The 17,972-nt window shown below is 32.6% G+C and carries 10 protein-coding genes; 1 reads left to right on the top strand and 9 read right to left on the bottom strand.

The window, feature by feature from the left end; all coding sequences use genetic code 11:
- Positions 1-234: 234 nt before the first annotated feature.
- On the bottom strand, positions 235-1,761 hold the full coding sequence (locus tag Q8G36_RS23630) for a hypothetical protein (protein ID WP_305162216.1): 1,527 nt from the start codon (positions 1,759-1,761) through the stop codon (positions 235-237).
- Positions 1,762-2,836: 1,075 nt separating this feature from the next.
- On the opposite strand from Q8G36_RS23630, the gene Q8G36_RS23625 reads away from it, so the two are divergent.
- Positions 2,837-3,637, top strand: coding sequence for an excalibur calcium-binding domain-containing protein (locus Q8G36_RS23625; RefSeq protein ID WP_305162215.1), 801 nt, complete (start codon positions 2,837-2,839; stop codon positions 3,635-3,637).
- A 245-nt stretch (positions 3,638-3,882) separates the two neighbouring features.
- On the opposite strand, the gene Q8G36_RS23620 is transcribed toward Q8G36_RS23625, so the two are convergent.
- The 8 genes from Q8G36_RS23620 to Q8G36_RS23585 all read right to left on the bottom strand — a co-directional run bounded on the left by Q8G36_RS23620 (position 3,883) and on the right by Q8G36_RS23585 (position 17,708).
- A complete protein-coding gene (locus Q8G36_RS23620; RefSeq protein WP_305162214.1) occupies positions 3,883-4,806 on the bottom strand; it encodes an HNH endonuclease in 924 nt (307 codons plus the stop codon).
- A gap of 572 nt (positions 4,807-5,378) precedes the next feature.
- Positions 5,379-6,452 (bottom strand): endonuclease NucS, encoded by a 1,074-nt coding sequence (locus Q8G36_RS23615; protein WP_305162213.1) that lies wholly within the window; start codon positions 6,450-6,452, stop codon positions 5,379-5,381.
- Positions 6,453-7,141: 689 nt separating this feature from the next.
- A complete protein-coding gene (locus Q8G36_RS23610) occupies positions 7,142-8,545 on the bottom strand; it encodes a reverse transcriptase domain-containing protein (RefSeq protein ID WP_305162212.1) in 1,404 nt (467 codons plus the stop codon).
- Positions 8,546-9,321: 776 nt separating this feature from the next.
- Positions 9,322-10,038, bottom strand: coding sequence for an endonuclease/exonuclease/phosphatase family protein (locus Q8G36_RS23605; RefSeq protein ID WP_305162211.1), 717 nt, complete (start codon positions 10,036-10,038; stop codon positions 9,322-9,324).
- A gap of 365 nt (positions 10,039-10,403) precedes the next feature.
- A complete protein-coding gene (locus tag Q8G36_RS23600) occupies positions 10,404-11,261 on the bottom strand; it encodes an HNH endonuclease (protein ID WP_305162210.1) in 858 nt (285 codons plus the stop codon).
- Between the two features lie 543 nt (positions 11,262-11,804).
- Positions 11,805-14,303, bottom strand: a complete 2,499-nt coding sequence (locus Q8G36_RS23595; protein WP_305162209.1) for an SIR2 family protein — start codon at positions 14,301-14,303, stop codon at positions 11,805-11,807.
- A gap of 459 nt (positions 14,304-14,762) precedes the next feature.
- Positions 14,763-17,114, bottom strand: coding sequence for a UvrD-helicase domain-containing protein (locus Q8G36_RS23590; RefSeq protein WP_305162208.1), 2,352 nt, complete (start codon positions 17,112-17,114; stop codon positions 14,763-14,765).
- Positions 17,115-17,579: 465 nt separating this feature from the next.
- A complete protein-coding gene (locus Q8G36_RS23585; protein WP_305162207.1) occupies positions 17,580-17,708 on the bottom strand; it encodes a hypothetical protein in 129 nt (42 codons plus the stop codon).
- Positions 17,709-17,972 lie beyond the last annotated feature (264 nt).

The raw sequence follows: 17,972 nt of genomic DNA, 5'->3' as shown, positions 1-17,972 counted from the left end.
CTGTGCCATATAAGGGTATGTGATCGTTTGTGTGATCAAATTTGTGATCAAATTTATGCTCTAAAACATGTTAATAAGGGTTTCCTATTCCTTTAATTTTATAGCCTTTACAAATTAAAAATACAGTGAGAAACTAAAATCTCACTGTATTTCTATTAACCACACCCCATCGGTTAGAGTGCATCTATTAGGGTCTTGGCTCGAATGACAAATTGATAATTATTAGTATTAAAATTATATATGAATTCTTTTTCCATCGATTCTTTCTTTTTCATAGACCTTTTCTCTAAGATCATCAAACTTCTCAACTAAATCTCTTCTCCCCAACTTAATTAAATCAACATACCAATCTTTAATATCAATTAATTTAACATCTTCTCTACCATGGTTAAACTTGTGACCTCTTAAGTATAATAGCCACAGTTCTTTGCATTCATGTCTAGCTGTGTACTTTTTAACTGTATCATCTGTGAAATAAGCAAATGATGATAATTTAGAATCAATCCATAAATCTTCATTGATTATGAAGTCAGGTCTTACATTATCTATCCATTTATTATAAGAAACATGTTCAAAAATCAGTTCAATAGCTTCCTTTGCTAATTCTTCAAATTGCAAACCAAAAGCCCATAGTTCCATGCCGATATGTTTCATGTTAACAAAATCATTCGCCCTATTATGTTTTTCGAAGAATTCTTTAATACCACCATAATTTTTAATGATCCAGTCTCTCATTCCACTTAGCTTATAATTGACAAAATCCGCCTTAATAAGTGCTTCACCTTTTTTTTCTAACATTTCATTTATCTTTTCTAAGACAAGTTCTTCTGTCCAATCTGTGTGCCTCGATATGACGAAATCTGTTAACCCTAATTTAATTGCTCCATTAATAAAGCTTCCTTCTCCTATCTTAGTAAGATAAATAGCTGTACCACTAAAGCCGTTTTCATGTAACCAACTACTATAAACTTTTTCTCCAAATAATGTAAAAGCCTCTTTTATTTTTGTTTGAACTATTTCATCTGTATAAATCGTATTATTAATCTCAACGTAATCCTGTAAATCATAAGTGTTTAAGAAATTTTCAAAACTCCCATGTTTGTTATAGATATACGCATGTGCGCCTTTATATTTACTCTTTATAATTTCGGGGTTAAAAACGCCACCATTTAATATAAATTGATCTTTAATCAATCGAAAACATAGAGCATCAGTCCAGTTATTTTGATAACTTGTGTACTCTATCAATTCATGTTGTATAATAAATTCTTTGTAGCTACCATATTGCTTTGTAGCCCACTGATACAGGCCTCCATAACCTGACTTCGTGAGCAGGTTTATTCCTACAGGCTTTTTATATTCTTTGTGTATTGTTTTGACTATATCAAGAGCTTTTTCCGCTGTCCAGTTATGAACTTTTGGTTTTTTTAAAATATGGGATAAACCATTCTTTTCACAAAATTCCCTAACTCCTCCCGCCTTAGTTCTTAAGTATTTCTCTAGTCCACTATTCCGAGCCATTAATTCACTAGTGCTAAATAATCCGACTTCTTGATAAATACTTTGTAGTCCTATTTTTGCTTTCTCTTCCGTCCAATTATTTTTGTTGCTTCTAAACAAGTAGCTTAAACCATTAGCATCACAGAAAGCTGAAATACTTCCATGGTTTTTCTCTATGTATTTCGCCATTCCGCCTTTGTATTTATGCACTGTCGTAGCATTGAGTATTCCATGCATTTCATATTGATTCTTTAGTTCCAATATACATTTATCTTCATCCCATTTAGATACCTTAAATTCTAAATGGGGATTCTCATGTAATGAGTTCGACTCTTCAGAACTAGCATTAATACCTAAAAAGTCATTATTTAGGAATTTTTATTTCTTTTTCAATGTAATTTTCATTAACTTCACGGGTTGTATCAATTTTATTACTCATTTATTTTTTCTCCCTTATTATTCTTTAGAACTTCTTCTCTACTAAAAGTGGAGGCAACTATCGTTATCCTGTTCCTATCCCTAACGAATATAGTTACCACTTTAACCAAAAATACCCGAGAAGTTCTTTCAGTATCATTTTACCTACCCTATATTTATATGTCAACGAGAATTTTGAATATTCAAATAATTATCTTAACTTACCTTAACTTACTTTAACTAACCTAAATTCACCTTGATTAACTCTATTTTTCTTAACTATTTTTTTCTAAACCCCACTAACTTAAACATACTTTATTACATTTAATTCACACTAAAAGATTGAACTTAATTATTATTTTAATATATAAAAATAAAACTCAACGTTTTACATAGTTATCAAAAGAAAAATGCTCTAATATTTGAACCAACACTATCATTTATCATAACCATCTTATTAAAGCGACTAAAATATAGATTTTATAACAGGGAGGAATTTAAAAGTGAAGTAATTATTATTGATTTTTTTCTACTTTACTAATAGTCAGTTGATATATGAAACCACACATATGTGATTAGACCTATCTCAAAGAGGTAGGCCTAACACATTTATTGAATGTATACAATTGGAATTCGATCATTTCTAAATTTAATAATCTCAGAAGTAATTTTTTTCATACTAGTTCCCCTTTTCATCCTTGCAAGTTATTAAGATGATATCCCCACTTCACTACGAGAAATTATAAAAAGGTAAAAATATGCAACAGACAATTAGTTTTGCTAATTTACCTTTAATCATAAAGAAAAGTTTATGTCTTATTTTGTCGAATCTATGGTATTAATTTCATATTACCCTTACTATTAATTTAATAGTTTTAAATATGATAGCTATTATATTAATAAGTAGGGAGCAACGATAATGAAGAAAAAGGCTATTATTCTTTTAGTTATATTATTATTATTATCATTAATTTTCTTAGTATCATCTTGGTGGAGTATTATTGGTTTGGTTGTTGTAGGGTTTGGTGTATTTCACTATTTAAAAAAGAGTACAGGAAAGCCCTCGATTAAAAGACCTCTCATGATCATTTGGTCTGGTATCCTTCTATCTTTTATTATTGTAATTGCTAATACTGATACGGATAGTGCTACCAAAGATATGGATGTTAATACATCTAATACTGAAAAAGTAAAGAAAGAAAAAGAAGCTGATGCAAAAGCTAAGGCTGAATTAGAGAAACAAGCCCAATTAGCGAAGGAAGTAAAAGCCAAAGAAGAGGCTGCTGAACAGAAACGAATCGCCGCTGAAGCAAAAGCCAAGGAAGACGCTGCTGAACAGGAACGAATCGCCGCTGAAGCAAAAGCCAAGGAAGACGCTGCTGAACAGAAACGAATCGCCGCTGAAGCAAAAGCCAAGGAAGACGCTGCTGAACAGGAACGAATCGCCGCTGAAGCAAAAGCCAAGGAAGACGCTGCTGAACAGGAACGAATCGCCGCTGAAGCAAAAGCCAAGGAAGACGCTGCTGAACAGGAACGAATCGCCGCTGAAGCTACCTCTTCGAATCTCCTATATGATCCGTTTGGCGCTGATAAAAACTGTTCCGATTTCCCTAGTGGCGGTGTTGAGGCACAAGAATTTTATATAGCAGCTGGAGGTCCAGCAAGTGATCCTCATGATTTAGATCGAGACAATGATGGTAATGCTTGTGATTGGAACTAAAATTATAAAATTCCATTTTTTAATGAAACCTTTCTTATTTTTGAAAGGTTTCTTTTTGATTTGTCCCATGAAAGTACTATAGAAAAAAATGAAGGAATATCCAGAAATTCTTGTTCTTATTGTGGCATGGAATTTTTTATCCTTAATTGAACTAAAAACTTGATAATTACCTTTTTCTAAATATGCTTAGTTTTAAATTTCTAACCAACTTCAACCTCAATTTATAAACCAATTCGAATTATAGCTTACACTATTTTAAAAATATTCTTCTTATGCCACCTAAAATACACTTTATTTTCGGAATGAATCTTTATCTTAGTCATTGGTTTTAATCCATACATCAAATAATCTTCATGACAGATCACTGAAGAAATGTGCAAACGTCCCTGCCCATCGAATGTAATTAATCCTTTATCGTAAAGTGCATCATGATTACAACACAGCAGTACGCCGTTGTATGCATCTAAACGTTCTTCATTTGTACTATCTTTCCACGGTTTCGAATGGCTCGCTCGTAGTAACTCAGGTAAGTCAATATTGCATAATGCACATTTATGATCCCACAATGGCGTAAGATACTTGCGAAACTTTTGTTGACCTAAACGGATTTTTGTTTTTACTTCTGATTCTGTTTCTGCAATAACTGGAACTAATGTATTTCTTTCTGTTCTTCTCACATTATCAATCGATAGCTCAAGTTGTTCCTGGTCTACTTGATATATATTTAAATCACTAATCAAATCTAGAAGTTTAATAGCCAGTTCCTCATTACAAGGATATAAATAGCCTTGATTTCCATCACCATTTTTTTGAAATGCCGAATACTTAATTGGAAGGAGCGGAAGAATTTCATTAAAACTAGCTCTAACATTTAAAGGTACATCTAATTCATGGTATTCTAAATTCACCAAATATCCTTCATCGTTCCATTTGCTATGATTTTGCATAATAGAAGGTTTAGGAGCATTTTGATAATTATCATTTGCAACGCTAATTGCAACAATTAAACCTTTTACATAGTGAAATACTCGATCTCCTTCTTTTGCTTCTGTCATTCGCTTCCATGAATGTGGTACATTTCCCCCTTTATCTTGTTGTGGCGACCAAATAATCCCTAGACCTTTTTCTTCTTGGTATGTGTGACCTTGCATAACAATAAAATTATTCAAATTGCTTCCCCCTAAACAACGTGCTTGTTTTGATATATTCTATTTTACATTAAATGTTCTATTAAAATAACACCTTCTGCCTATTCGTCTCGGAACGTCAAAATCGTCCTATATATACTGGCTACCTGTTCGACGGCTAAACCTAAAAACAACACAAAAAAGGTTGATATACAGTGGAACTCTTGATTATTTCTAACCAGAGAACCTTTATATATCAACCCTTTTCTCAATGTAACGTACTGGGAGGGATTCGAACTACCGACCGACGCCTTGGAAGGGCGTTGCTCTATCAGCTGAGCAACCTTATATATCGCTGTTTTTCTTCGGTTCATTGTAACGGTCACTTTTCGAACTTAGACCGTTTGACATTTTATAACTCAAGGTTAACTTTATGACTATTTCATATTTCACTTAAAGCTTTAGACAAAATAGATTGTTCAAGAAGTTCTAACTTCGATGTTATCTTAACAAATCCACTGCTCGGGACAAAAAAGGTGGAGAACGTGTCTCTCGTGATGACTTAACATTTGAGTCATCAAATAACAGTTAAACTCCACCAAGTACCATTTATTTTAAGAATGACGAACTTTGGCTTTTAAGAACTGTTGATACTTCACAAAAGTGTTTGTATACTGACTGACACAGTCATCAAATGACTGATGCTCAGAGAAGGTTAACTTAGCAACTAACTTATAAAGATCTGTGTTTCTTGAGCCTCTAATTAATTCAACTTCGCATCCTAATAACACTCCTAATTCTTCAAGGTGATTAGAAGCAATGGATCGAATTAAGTCCGTTCCCTCTTTTTTATAAGACTCAATAAATACAGAGGATGTTCGGTCTTTCTTATAAACAAAAACAAACCTCCACGGAATGTTCAAAAACTGATGTCCGACAAAGTAATCTCTTTTGCCACCATAGCGAGCCGTATATTCAGTTTTCGTATTTACGAAGTTTGAAATTTCCTGCAAAAAGGTTGATACATCTTGATCTATGCTAATTTTTCGTTCTTTAGCTGTAGTCTTCTTATTAATATAATAGTCCTCAAGCCTATATGGTGGAATAATTTGATTTGTGTCTAAGATGATCTGATCCTCAAACTTATAAGGTTTTATCGTTACACATTTTATATCAATGCTATTCTCATACAACCAAGTGCAAACGGAAAGAATTCTCTTATCAATATCTTTTCCAACTATGATTATCCGTTGGCTGTTGTTAAGGATATTGTTTAATTCCTCTTCGATCTCCACTTCTAAAAATTCCATAAGTTCATCCTTAGCATTAGTTACTGCAGAATTCACCTTTATATATTCTTCGTAAGTCTCCAGAATATCATGTGGACTTAGTCTTGCACAATATGAAGCATATTTCAGAGCTTGGAAGTCGACATTGCTACCCGTTGCGTCTCTTTTCACTTCAATGATCACTAAATTACCTTCTTTATCGATTGCTAGAAGGTCTAGCCGTTCATTCACTTCAAATTTATCGTATTCATGGGCAATTATCAGTAGGTCTTCACCTAATACATCTGGGCTTTTACGTATCCACTCTTCGATGTGTTGCCGCTCTTTCAAATCATTTTCGGTGAAAGTAGTTTCTTGGATTTCTTCTAATCTATTGTTGACTGCATCTAATCTATACACTCCTGTTTTCCTCCTATTGCTTAGTTATCATTGATTCTATTTATGTATCAATTAGATCACCAAATTCTCGATGTAATAACTTATATCCAACTTGGCTACGAAACGGTTATTCGGTACAATCGCAGCTTCATTAATGTTGTATGAGGGTCATGACATACACTTTCTCCGCTATCTCTACCAAGTTAGCAAGTACATCTCATTTCCCTTGAAAAAATGAAAAGTATCTATTGATCCATTTTCTGAAAGATTGTACATTCCATTATACTATATACATTCAAAAATTGGGGTATGTACAGGGGTACTATCTTTCCAACAAAATCATATAACCAATAAAATTGTTTTTGAAAAGATTATTAAAGAAGTTATTCCAAGCAAAAAACAGTCACTTTTCTTATGACTGTTTTGGCTAATAACTATTTTAACAGTGAATAAAATCGATATTTCATTAAGCAATTAAAGGAGCATTCTAACAATAGGTATTGGATTTTGGGAGTCAATATAAGTGCGGGTTTCTCGGGGATAACAATTATCTGTAATGTGTGGATTAACCCTATAGCTTTGTATCATAGAAGGTGGGCGCATAATATGAAAATATCCCCCCACCTCTTGAATCGTCCATCTAATTCTAAGGATTTTCTCATATTTCGAAAAGTGTTCAATCACTCGAGTATTAGACATTTCTTTAAACGCTACTCCCCTTTACGTAACTTACTTTGAATTTTACTCCAGTGCTTTCTCACCTGATTTTTAATTAAAACCCGAACTGGTAGTTCAATCATTTTCTCATGCGCTTCTTGGGCATACGATATGAAATTACCATATCCTTTATAATCAGAGCCTAGATGAGTATAAAGCTTATATAACTTCCATCGGTAAGTTTTAATACCCCTAACTTTGGTCCTTTTTGTAGATATCATTGCCTTTCTATATGCACGGCTATAGTATTTAAATACACTCTTCTCACGAATTTTTATCGTCTCACCATCTAATAAGAAACCAAGATAATCAATTTTGTCGAGCTTATTTTCCAGTGTCTTTATTCGTCCATTTTCATAGATGCGTATCTCGGTTTTCTCTTCTTGGACCTTTAAATCATCGTATTCTTTTATTATCTCATATACTTCATCTACCAAGGCATTAACATTCGTTTTGTTGTCTTTTGCCAAAGGAATAACAATAATTAGGTCGTCACAGTATCTTCTATATAAAGCATTCTTACTTTCAGCCCATTTCTTTAGGCTCGCATCAAATTTAATAAGATGAACATTGGAACAAACAGCACTCATACCTGACCCTTGAGGAATTCCATAATCCTCCTCATGTGTCTCAATACGGTATTTTTTGAACTCTCTGAACTCAGAAGGATTCATAATTCGTTTTAGAGTTCCTTGCTTTTTCAACTTCTTCAACTGCTTTTCCCCATATTTACTAGTTAAGTATTCATCTATTGCTGCCTTATCGATGTAACTGAAATTAGTAATACTCTTAAACACTTTATAAAAATCCAAAGGTAACTTATCAACACCTAATACTGTTTTAATATTCTCTTTCAAAACCTTATGATTAATAGTATCGAAAAACTTTGTGAAATCTAAAGCTATAATTACAGCATTATCCTGTTGAAGGATAAACTTAAACACTTCTTTTGCAAAGTCGATATTATTTTCACCCGACTTATTATTCCTATATGCGATAGCAATTTCATCAATACCCTTCTGTTTTGCATATTCATTGTAGGCATCATTTAATCGCTCACCATAGTACTTGTATATATAACTATCTAAATGCGAAGCATAGTATATCATTCTTTCCTTAGGCTTTTTAAACTTGAAGAACTTCTGATCTTTACATAATCTCAGATCTTTTGAAGTAACATCTGGCTTTACCGTATACTTATTTAACTTAATCTTATAATGAATGAATGGCAAAAAAGCATGTCCCGCAACCCAGTTTTGATCCTGAATTTTTTGGTAAACATGCTCCATTTTTATTCTTTTATCAAAATGAAGATATCCTTTAGAGCGGTATCTCTTCATGTCTATTTGTGAAGAGCTGGGGAGATTATGTAATTGTAGCCTATTACTCTGATCCATCAGAAAACCTCCCTAGCATACACTTTCTCGCCTGAAAGATAATAAGGTGTTTAGGGTATTAGTCTATAATAATACCTTTCGCATCATAATCACCTGACAGTAAGGCTAACTTGTTTACACTTATACGGTACAATCTAATTAAACAAATGATTGTCTATTTGATTGTGGAAGGATTGGATATTATGCTCATTGACTTACTGATCGATGTCTTGGCGACTCTAGTCGTAAAGCTAATTCTTAACATTGCCGAAGTTGACAATGCCAAACCTTCTCCTCTTATCACCAGTTAGATAAGACAATTAAATTATACCAAAATACTCCAATTAATTCAATTCAAAACTTTTAATATATTCAAAATTACCTCTGAATCTAAGTTATAATTTTAGCTTGTTGCTCATTCTTCCTGCGAATGAACGTCTTTTAGGAATGACTGTCATTGCTTCTACTTCCTGTATGTATGAGTCTCAAGCCATTTCAAGGCATGTTCTACTTGTTGCTTGAAGTGATTTCTTGGTCTACCTTCACGGAAGTCATCCCGCAGTTTAGCAAGTGCCTTGCCCTCCTGAGATACTAGCACCAGAACACTGTCTCATTAACTGCTCAACCGCTTAAGCGTTTTAGGGGTGTCTGTCTCCATATCTGTTTTCGCATAATCAACTAACATTGTCGATAACTCAATTTCATTTTCACTATAGTGCATAGAGACGGGGGGCTTATAAAGTGGAAAACACCCCCTTACCTTTTCTTTGTAGGCGTATTAGAATATGTGATTAAGTTTATATTGCAAGTTCCACGATCAATACAGAATGGTCTGATATTTTGCTCATTCTTTCTTGGTGTGAAAAATACGATTCTAATATCACTTCATATAAAATGGGTGATGCAAAAACGTGATCAATCCGAAAACCATTCCCCTTTGTACTGTACCAGGAATATCCACCAAAATTGCCGTGAGTGTATCTCCATGTATCTATCCAACCTAAATCTAGCAAATTTCTCATGAATACCATCCCATAAAAAGGGACACCTTGCGCATCTTCTAACAAACCAGTATTGTAATCTCCTAAGATTACAGCCTTATTATTGACATTCTTCTTTGCAAAATTATTCACTTCTATCCAAAAGTCTTGTTTTTCTTGTTTATCCTGACTGGTAGGAATGTGTATGCCAAGAATATGTAAGTCCTGTTGAATCAACTTAATCTCAAGCCACCGTTCCTTATTTTTTTCTCTTTGATAGGTAGATGGAAGTACTTCAAGGGGATAACGGGAAGCAAATAGTAGGTGGTTTTGTTTTGCTTCACCATTACTGGTAACGACATATTCATATCCATATTCCCTTAACAGTTTCTTGAGTACCTCACCCTTTTCTCCACTCCAGTATTCACAAAGTAATACAATATCAGCCGAGTGCTTGTTTATTTGCTGAGCTATGCTATTAATACGTTGTAATGACCCACCTTTATTTATATTCCATGTTAATATCTTCAACATCCTCTCCTCCATTAATGTTTAAAATCAAATTCCATCTTAATGCTATTGTTCTTTAACTGCCCTGTACAGGGTTGCTCTGCTTATCTTAGTTATGTCAGATAGCTTCAAAGCATGATGTAATCCTTTATGCTTATGTACTTGTTCGATTTTCCTTATTAACACACCTTTTTGCTTAACTAAGTTAATACATACTTTGTCTTTCCTTAATCTTGTCAATGTCTGCTTCAAATTCGGTTATGCCACTTAATACAGTTATCATTAGCTCACCGATAGCAGTAGAACAACCTTTAAGACAACAGGCTCACATTCTTTTGTTAGAGTTACTTAATCGCCCTTAAATCCTTGGTACTTCTTGTAAACCGAAACTATTCTAAGTTCCAAAAAGGGACATTTATTCCACTTGTTGCTGTAGATCTATTCCCTTTTACCTCGTTACAACTGCGACAAAGAATTTGTAAGTTAGTAACATCATTATTCCCATACAGACTAATAGGAACAATATGGTCTATTGCTTGTTTAATACCAAGATTCCTTAATCCAGATATATCACTTCGACAAATAACACATGTACCTTTATCACGATAGAAAATAGCATCTTCTAACCAAGTAGGCCAATAGGTTGCCCTTTTTAATCTCTTAGAATCTGTAACATCTTCTGGGTACTGTTCACTAATCCAGTCACAGTTCTTCTTTATGATTTCACTGAACCTTAAATGAAAATCATGAAGAAACATACGATTTTGCATAATGATTTGAAAAGCAGAATGTATAATAAGGTCATTTATTTTTTGAAGGTTAGAGGAAACCTGTTGCTCTAAATTTTGTATTTTTTCGTTATTTTCTTCTGTAATCTTTGTTATAAATTCCGCTTCGTCTAATTCCAAACGGAAATACTCAGCAGTATAGCGAATTGGTTCATACTCTCTGGGAAGCACCTCCGCTTCGTGCAATAAGTAAATCATCTCGTTAATATAATCCACTTTGTCTAGATTTTTTTTTGCCATTTCTAATTCGCTATCTACATGAACATAATATTGTAGCCACATGTGTATGATAGTTCTTCTATGCGGTTTAATAAGAATTGGCATTATGTTTTTTTTATCCCAATTCCAAAAATCCTCCAAGGATACTTCACTTTCTTCATCTTCCCTATAAAAACTCGAAATTACTTTTGCAGCTGTTTCTGTTGCTAAAGTATAAGAGATATATTCATGTTTATGCACTAGCGTTTCTCCTTTATTTTTAATTCCACTTGTATTAGACTCATAACTTATTACGAATTAGTAGATCTCCATTTAGATTCTTAATTAAATCGCCCTAATTCAACTTCGCCTCCTCTCCTAACTTGTCCTGTTTCGCTCTTACAATTTCGTTTTCATATTAGTATTTTTACCTTTACTATTTATAGCCTCTTCACTATACTGCCAGGTTGTAATTCGCTTAAAATAATGCGAATGTGCGAATCCTTATCTATATGTGTTGTGTTTCATGAAGATTTTAATAAGTACGCTATATTCCCATCAATTAACTGGATTTCATTATCAATCAAACTTATAACAAGACAAACAATCTAACCATAGCTGCCACTGCATTTATAAAATAATCACAATTGATATGAATAGCCACACTCAATCGGTTACAGAATCTTTGGTTTCAAAACGCTAATCCAGCATTAATAAGGAACATTCTAACTCCCTCATTACAAAAAGACACAAACAGTATTTTGCTGTTTGTGTCAACTTTTATTCAATTGGTATTCTTACTCTTTAAGACTTAATACCCTTACTGGTTTTACTTGGAGTTTTATTTATTACGTTAAGATTTCTGATTTTATGCAAAATCGTTTTGATTTTTTGCTCTGACTCGATAACAACTGAATGAATTGCTCTTTCGTTTCTATTCATCGCCTCTTTATATTGCTCAATCTTTTCGATGATTTGATGACAACTATAAACAAACTTCGATTGTTCAGCTTCAGAAAAACCAGAATAGAACTTGTTGTATATTTCTAAATAATATTTTGCGTGTCTAAGTGGATAATGCAAACTAAGTGGCTTATTTCTATTATGATATATCAATTCATGTGCTTTTATAAAGTTGCCAAACGCAGAAGAAGAATCTTTACCATAGTGAATCTCACTTTCTAGTAAATATCGTGCATAGTGAGTATTCAATTGGAATGTATCAAAAGCATCCATCTCTCTAGCATAAGAGTATGCATTGTCGAAGTATATTTTCGCTTCAGCATATTGTTTTAAATCTAGTCTTGCGATTGCATATTGAAACCAGAAAAATGGATTCCTTCTATTAAATTGTAAGTTTTTAATATTTTCATAGTATTTAATTATATGATTAGAAAAATCTACACCCTCTTCACTCATAATCAACCTTAAATTCGAGAAAGATACTAAGAGCTTCATTAACGGGCGATATTTACCACTAATATCTTTGCTGTCTGCAGATTGCATCAATTTTATTAGTAAATCAATTACTTTGCTGGAGTTTTTAGTATTTTTTATTACATGCTGTGCTAAAACTGAAGACTTTACTATTATCTTATTTTGTTTAACATCAATTAATTCATTTACATCAGGATCTCTTGTTATCCTAGCACTAAATTTCACTTGTTCAAGTAAATAAATAATATCGTCTAATTGTAAATTTAGTTTTACTATACTGTTTATAAAGGAAGTAAATATTATTTCTTCCAATTCATTATTATCTTCAATCACTCGTAGGATTTGATTTACTTTCTCAACCATTATTTTTGACTTTAACAAACCTAATAAAATACTCTGAAACGTACCTTTATACTCTGTTCTTAATAATCTTAATTTCGCATTATTATTTAATGTAGATTCTTCTCCCCATAAGTGATACTCGTTTAGAAGACAAATCAATGACAAAAGTTCCTCTTGGTTGAGTCTATTAACTTCATAGATACCAACGTTTTCATCTTCAAGATTCATTGCGTTTGTTAAATGTAAGTAAAATCCATCATTGATAAAACTTCGTGCAGTAACAACAAATTTCATTTCCTTTGAATCAAACAATTTAAAGGCTCTTAACTCTTCTAAATGAAGGTTGTAATTTTCAATAAAGATATACTTATTTCCCTTTATCTTTGAGATTTTTTCAACTTCAGAAATATATGTTTCTGTCTTATTATTTAATATAAAAACCTGATTTCCATCTTTTATAAGATTTGAAATAAGATTATTAATAAACATAGTTTTTCCATTCCCTAGATTGGAATGTATAATAGCTAATTTCATGCCATTTTCAAAATCATTTAAGACTCTACTTACTTGCGTTCTATTCACTAAATACTTTCCTTTTTCATTACCGTAATTAAAAATATGCGAAAAAGATACATCACCTTTAATGAACAAATCTATTACATTTTTATCTCTTATATCTTCAATAGAGATATCATTTGTATTTAAATGATTAAAAGAATAAAAAGAATCGTCTTTAAACTCTAAAGGTATATACTCCTCTGTTATCTTTTTAATTTTATTGGAGAATCCTTCTATACCAATTGTTTCTACTTTTCCAACGTCATTCATAATATCAATTGATATTTGATTTGTATCCTCTTTAGTAATAAAGAAGCATTTTTTTCTAATATGTTCGTTAGTACTCAGGATTCTTTGTATATCGATATCATAGTTTAAGGAATAACCCACAAAAAATATTACCCTAGCATTTTCAATATCATGCCTAAATAATGTTGCCCATTTGCTATCTGTGAACGAATCATTGATATAGCTTTCACGAGAAAGTTTGAATTCAGAGTATAACTTTACAGGCACTAAATCCTTTATGTAACCATTTAAATGAATGACCAGATTGGACTTGTCAATACATGTTTTGGGATCTCTTCCAAGAGTAATTGGAATTCTTGAAAGCCCTGTTTCATCTGAAGCTTTTTCTATTACATCATCATAGTTTGTTGTATAAATACGCTTCCAATTAATTTTTATTATTTCCTTATGCAAATCTAGAGCTTCCAAAGATATAAATTCTTTTTGTAAAAAAGATATTAAGGCATCCTCACCTTTTTCTCTTATAAATTTCTGAGAAATATAACCTAGATCATTATAAAACTCAATCTCTAATTCTTTACATAACACTTCACACAGTTCGTTAGCTCTTTTAAATGCTTGACCATTTTGATTTTTCACTCCTGTTGAAAACCCAGCACCTGCAAATAGTATTCCTTCACCGTTTAGTGCGTGCTTAATCGCTTCTTCTAAATTCAAGTTCTTATCCCCCTTTTCCCCTCGAAGTAATAAATAAGTAGTGGCATATGAATATTTTACCATAACGAAATTATACATTTAATAAAATCAAAATTTTATTCATTTCGCTATAGTACAATTAAACTTGTAATGCAAACACACTTTTTAATTTACCTATTAAAGAACTTATCAAACAATTCATATAATTGTTCTTTTGTTGGTTTCACAAAATCTTATTAGGGCCTAACTACATGACTGAGGCTTTTTCCATTTCTCTAACCATTTCTGTTATATCTATTCCTTTTATGCTGCTTGTTGTTGTTCAAAAGTTCGGTTTGATAAATCCCCTCTTTCTTCAAGTTAAAAGAGTATCCATTATGCTTTTCTTATAATGCTTCATAATTTACGCAGAGAGTACATCACAAATTTGGTTAAAAAGAAAAGACAGCTTAAAACTGTCTTTTCTTTTGAGTTACTCTATCATTTAACAGGCAGTTGAATTTCCTTTATAAACACAGATCTATTAACCGGTTTATCATTGATGGTCTTTGGCAATGTAATGTATAAATTTTTCTTGGGACGGGTTACCGCTACGTACATTAATCGCCTTTCTTCTTCAATCGTAGAAGGTGGATCCGCTAGTTCCACATGTTTCTTCAATTCTGTTTTGTTCGGTTTTTTTATGGCACGTTTACTAGGCAGTCCATTTTCGTAAAGTCCAATCAAAAAAACATTCTCAAACGACAAGCCCTTACTTTTATGAATCGTCAAAAGGTAAAGAGCATTATAATTTCCATTATGGTAATCCTCTATCTTTTTCTTCATCTCATCCTTTTTCTTTTTCATCTGGGAATATCTTTGCATCATGCTTGTCCATGAGTCGAATTCTTCACTTTCCATTTCAATCCACTTTTTTTCTTCTTTCGTTAATTGCTTCTCAATGACTGGGAATGTTAAGAATTTCTTGATTAAGGATTTTAAAGACACTGGTTTGCCTATTTTTAATTGGATAAGATCGTTTAAATACTCAATGACCATCTTTTTATTCTTATCTGAACTCCTACCACAAATAAATTCAGCTGCGTCAGACGGATCAATATCTCCTTTCCCTCTTTGAAATTCGGTTATATCCCTATTATTTCTATAAAAAGCATTAGCAGTGTGTTTTAAAATCATATTCCATTCAACTAGCTTACTTTGTCCCTCATTGATAAACTTAACCCAGTTATCAAAAGCTTGCTTGAACCCATCGATATTAAAAATACCCATAAGATCCTGATTGGTTTCAATCACGAAAGGAATGTCCAATATTTCTAATTGCTGAAGTAATGTCTTAAGCTGAGTACTGGACCTATACAATACAACACTTTTTGAATAATCCACTTCTTGTTGCTCATTGGTCCCTATCTTAACAGCTTGGTTAATAATCCAATTTGCCTCTTCTGCCGGATTGGAAAGAGCTTTTATATAACAATCACCATTTTTATAATGAAAAGGTGTCATGGATTTTTTGATTCGGTCTTTAGCATTATGTGTGATCACTCGATTGCCTGCCTTGACAATGGATTCAATAGAACGATAGTTTGTCATAAGAGTAAGGGTATGTGTTGAGTAGGTCTGTGCAAATTCTTTGATGAACTTAGGCTCTGCTCCCCTAAAGTAATAAATGCTTTGGTCATCATCTCCTACAATGATTAACTTAGCTGCATCCTTTTTATCCGGCGGGCATAGTAACTTGATGATTTCCATTTGCAACGGATTGGTATCTTGAAATTCATCAATAAATATGTAATCAAAACGTTGCTGCAAATATTCTCTTGCATCATCATCTTGCTGCAACACCTTTAAGAGGTTAACGATTTGGTCATCGAAAACCATAATTCTATCTGTTTTTCGTTGTTCGTTGAACTCTGTCATCATATTTGAAAAGCGAAGGCTTAGAGGGTTATCACTGTTTGGCTCAAGATCATCAAAATGCTTTTTTATAAACTTTGTCATCTCATCAGATGTAAAGCCCATGTTTGTCCAATAGCCAATCTTCTCTTTTAATGGTTTCTCTCCCTCGTTTATTGGTTTCAATCCATATTTCCTGATTAAACCATTTAATAACCTGTTGTACTTTCTTTGGCCTTCATTCACATCCTCGCCTTCGATTCCTATACGTTCCACATAGGGAAACTTTCTTTTTACGTCATTGTATAGAGAGGCAAATATACCGTTAAAGGTTCCAACAACAACCTTTGATTCTTCTTCATCTAAAAATTCATTGACTCTTGTCCGCATTTCAGAGGCTGCTTTATTTGTAAACGTAAACATCGCTATTTTATCTTGTTTAACATTTTCCATCATGATCAGGTAAGCTGTCTTTGCACAAATGGTTTGTGTTTTCCCACTACCGGCACCAGCTATTATCCTCAAATTCTTTTTCATATTGTAGCGAATGGCTTCAACTTGGTCATCATTAAAATCATTATTATCGTTTTTGGGTCTTAGGAAATCAAAAAAACTTTTATCTTGATCATGTTCCGAGAGGCCTTTATTGCCTTTTCTATCGACGTCTAAAATATCTCCATAATACTTACTATAGGTAGTGATCAATTTTTCCTTTTCCTGAATTTCTTTGTTTTGTGCTGTGATTTCTAGCTCTGCAGATGCGATGGTATCTTTCAAGTTACTAATGTTTTTTATCGCATCAGTATAATTACTTTCATATGATCTAATCTGTTGTTCAAGTTGCTTTGTTTCTTTCTTATATCTTGCTACTGTTGACGTTAACTCTTGAACTTCTTCGATTAATTTAGCTCTACCAGTGATGATATTAAATAAATTCATCGGTTCCCCCACATTTAGTAAGATTATACTCAAGTAATATTTTCCAAATCAATTATACATGATAAATTTAACAGAAACGAGGTCTTGCTAAAGGTTAATGATTATCTATTTCGAACTATATTATCTAATATGATGTACCTCAATGAGGTCTTGCCCCTCAACCCATACTTCATAATTTTCCCCCATTGTTTGTTCATCTCTATAACTGTTGATATAAATGTTAAAGGCGGGTATTCTCATAAATAGATTTAACACCTAGCCTTTTTTCACATTCCTTATAGGCAAGGTTTATTAATTCCGTTATACTTTCTAGCGTTACAATGTCCTTCAACTCAATGTCAATCTGGTTTTTGTCTCTCGGATCAACAGGAATATATATTTTCATCTTTTCTTTAAACTGATCAAAAACCGAGTCTCTTAATTTAATAGGAAGATGGAACACACTCTATTACCTTTCGTTGAAATTTATAAAAATTTAGACGTCTCGTTTCCCTTATCCACTTCTTCTAGACTATAGGCATAGTCTTCTTTTGCTATTTGTTGTTCATTTGTACTAAATGTTTGAATTAGTTCATGCAACTGATCCACCTTCAAATTGTCCCCCTCCAATATTCTCTAGTTACTGTATTTAATCAATAATTCATAGTAAATCTAGAAGTTGTTATTCACTTGCGTTTCAGTTTCTTACCAGAATTATAAAAATCTGACATCCTTTACTGTTATTATAGTCATAAAAGTAAAATAAATTAATAGAAAAGGAATTAATTTATGGATAACTTTACTCAATTTGTTCCAATGGTCCTCATGTTTATCATATTCGTGGCAATAATTTATGTACTTGCAAAGAAATTGATAAAT

The sequence above is a fragment of the Peribacillus frigoritolerans genome (assembly GCF_030676415.1).
In the GTDB taxonomy this organism is placed as follows: Bacteria; Bacillota; Bacilli; order Bacillales; family DSM-1321; genus Peribacillus; species Peribacillus frigoritolerans_A.
This window is presented reverse-complemented; position numbering and strand designations above follow the sequence as displayed.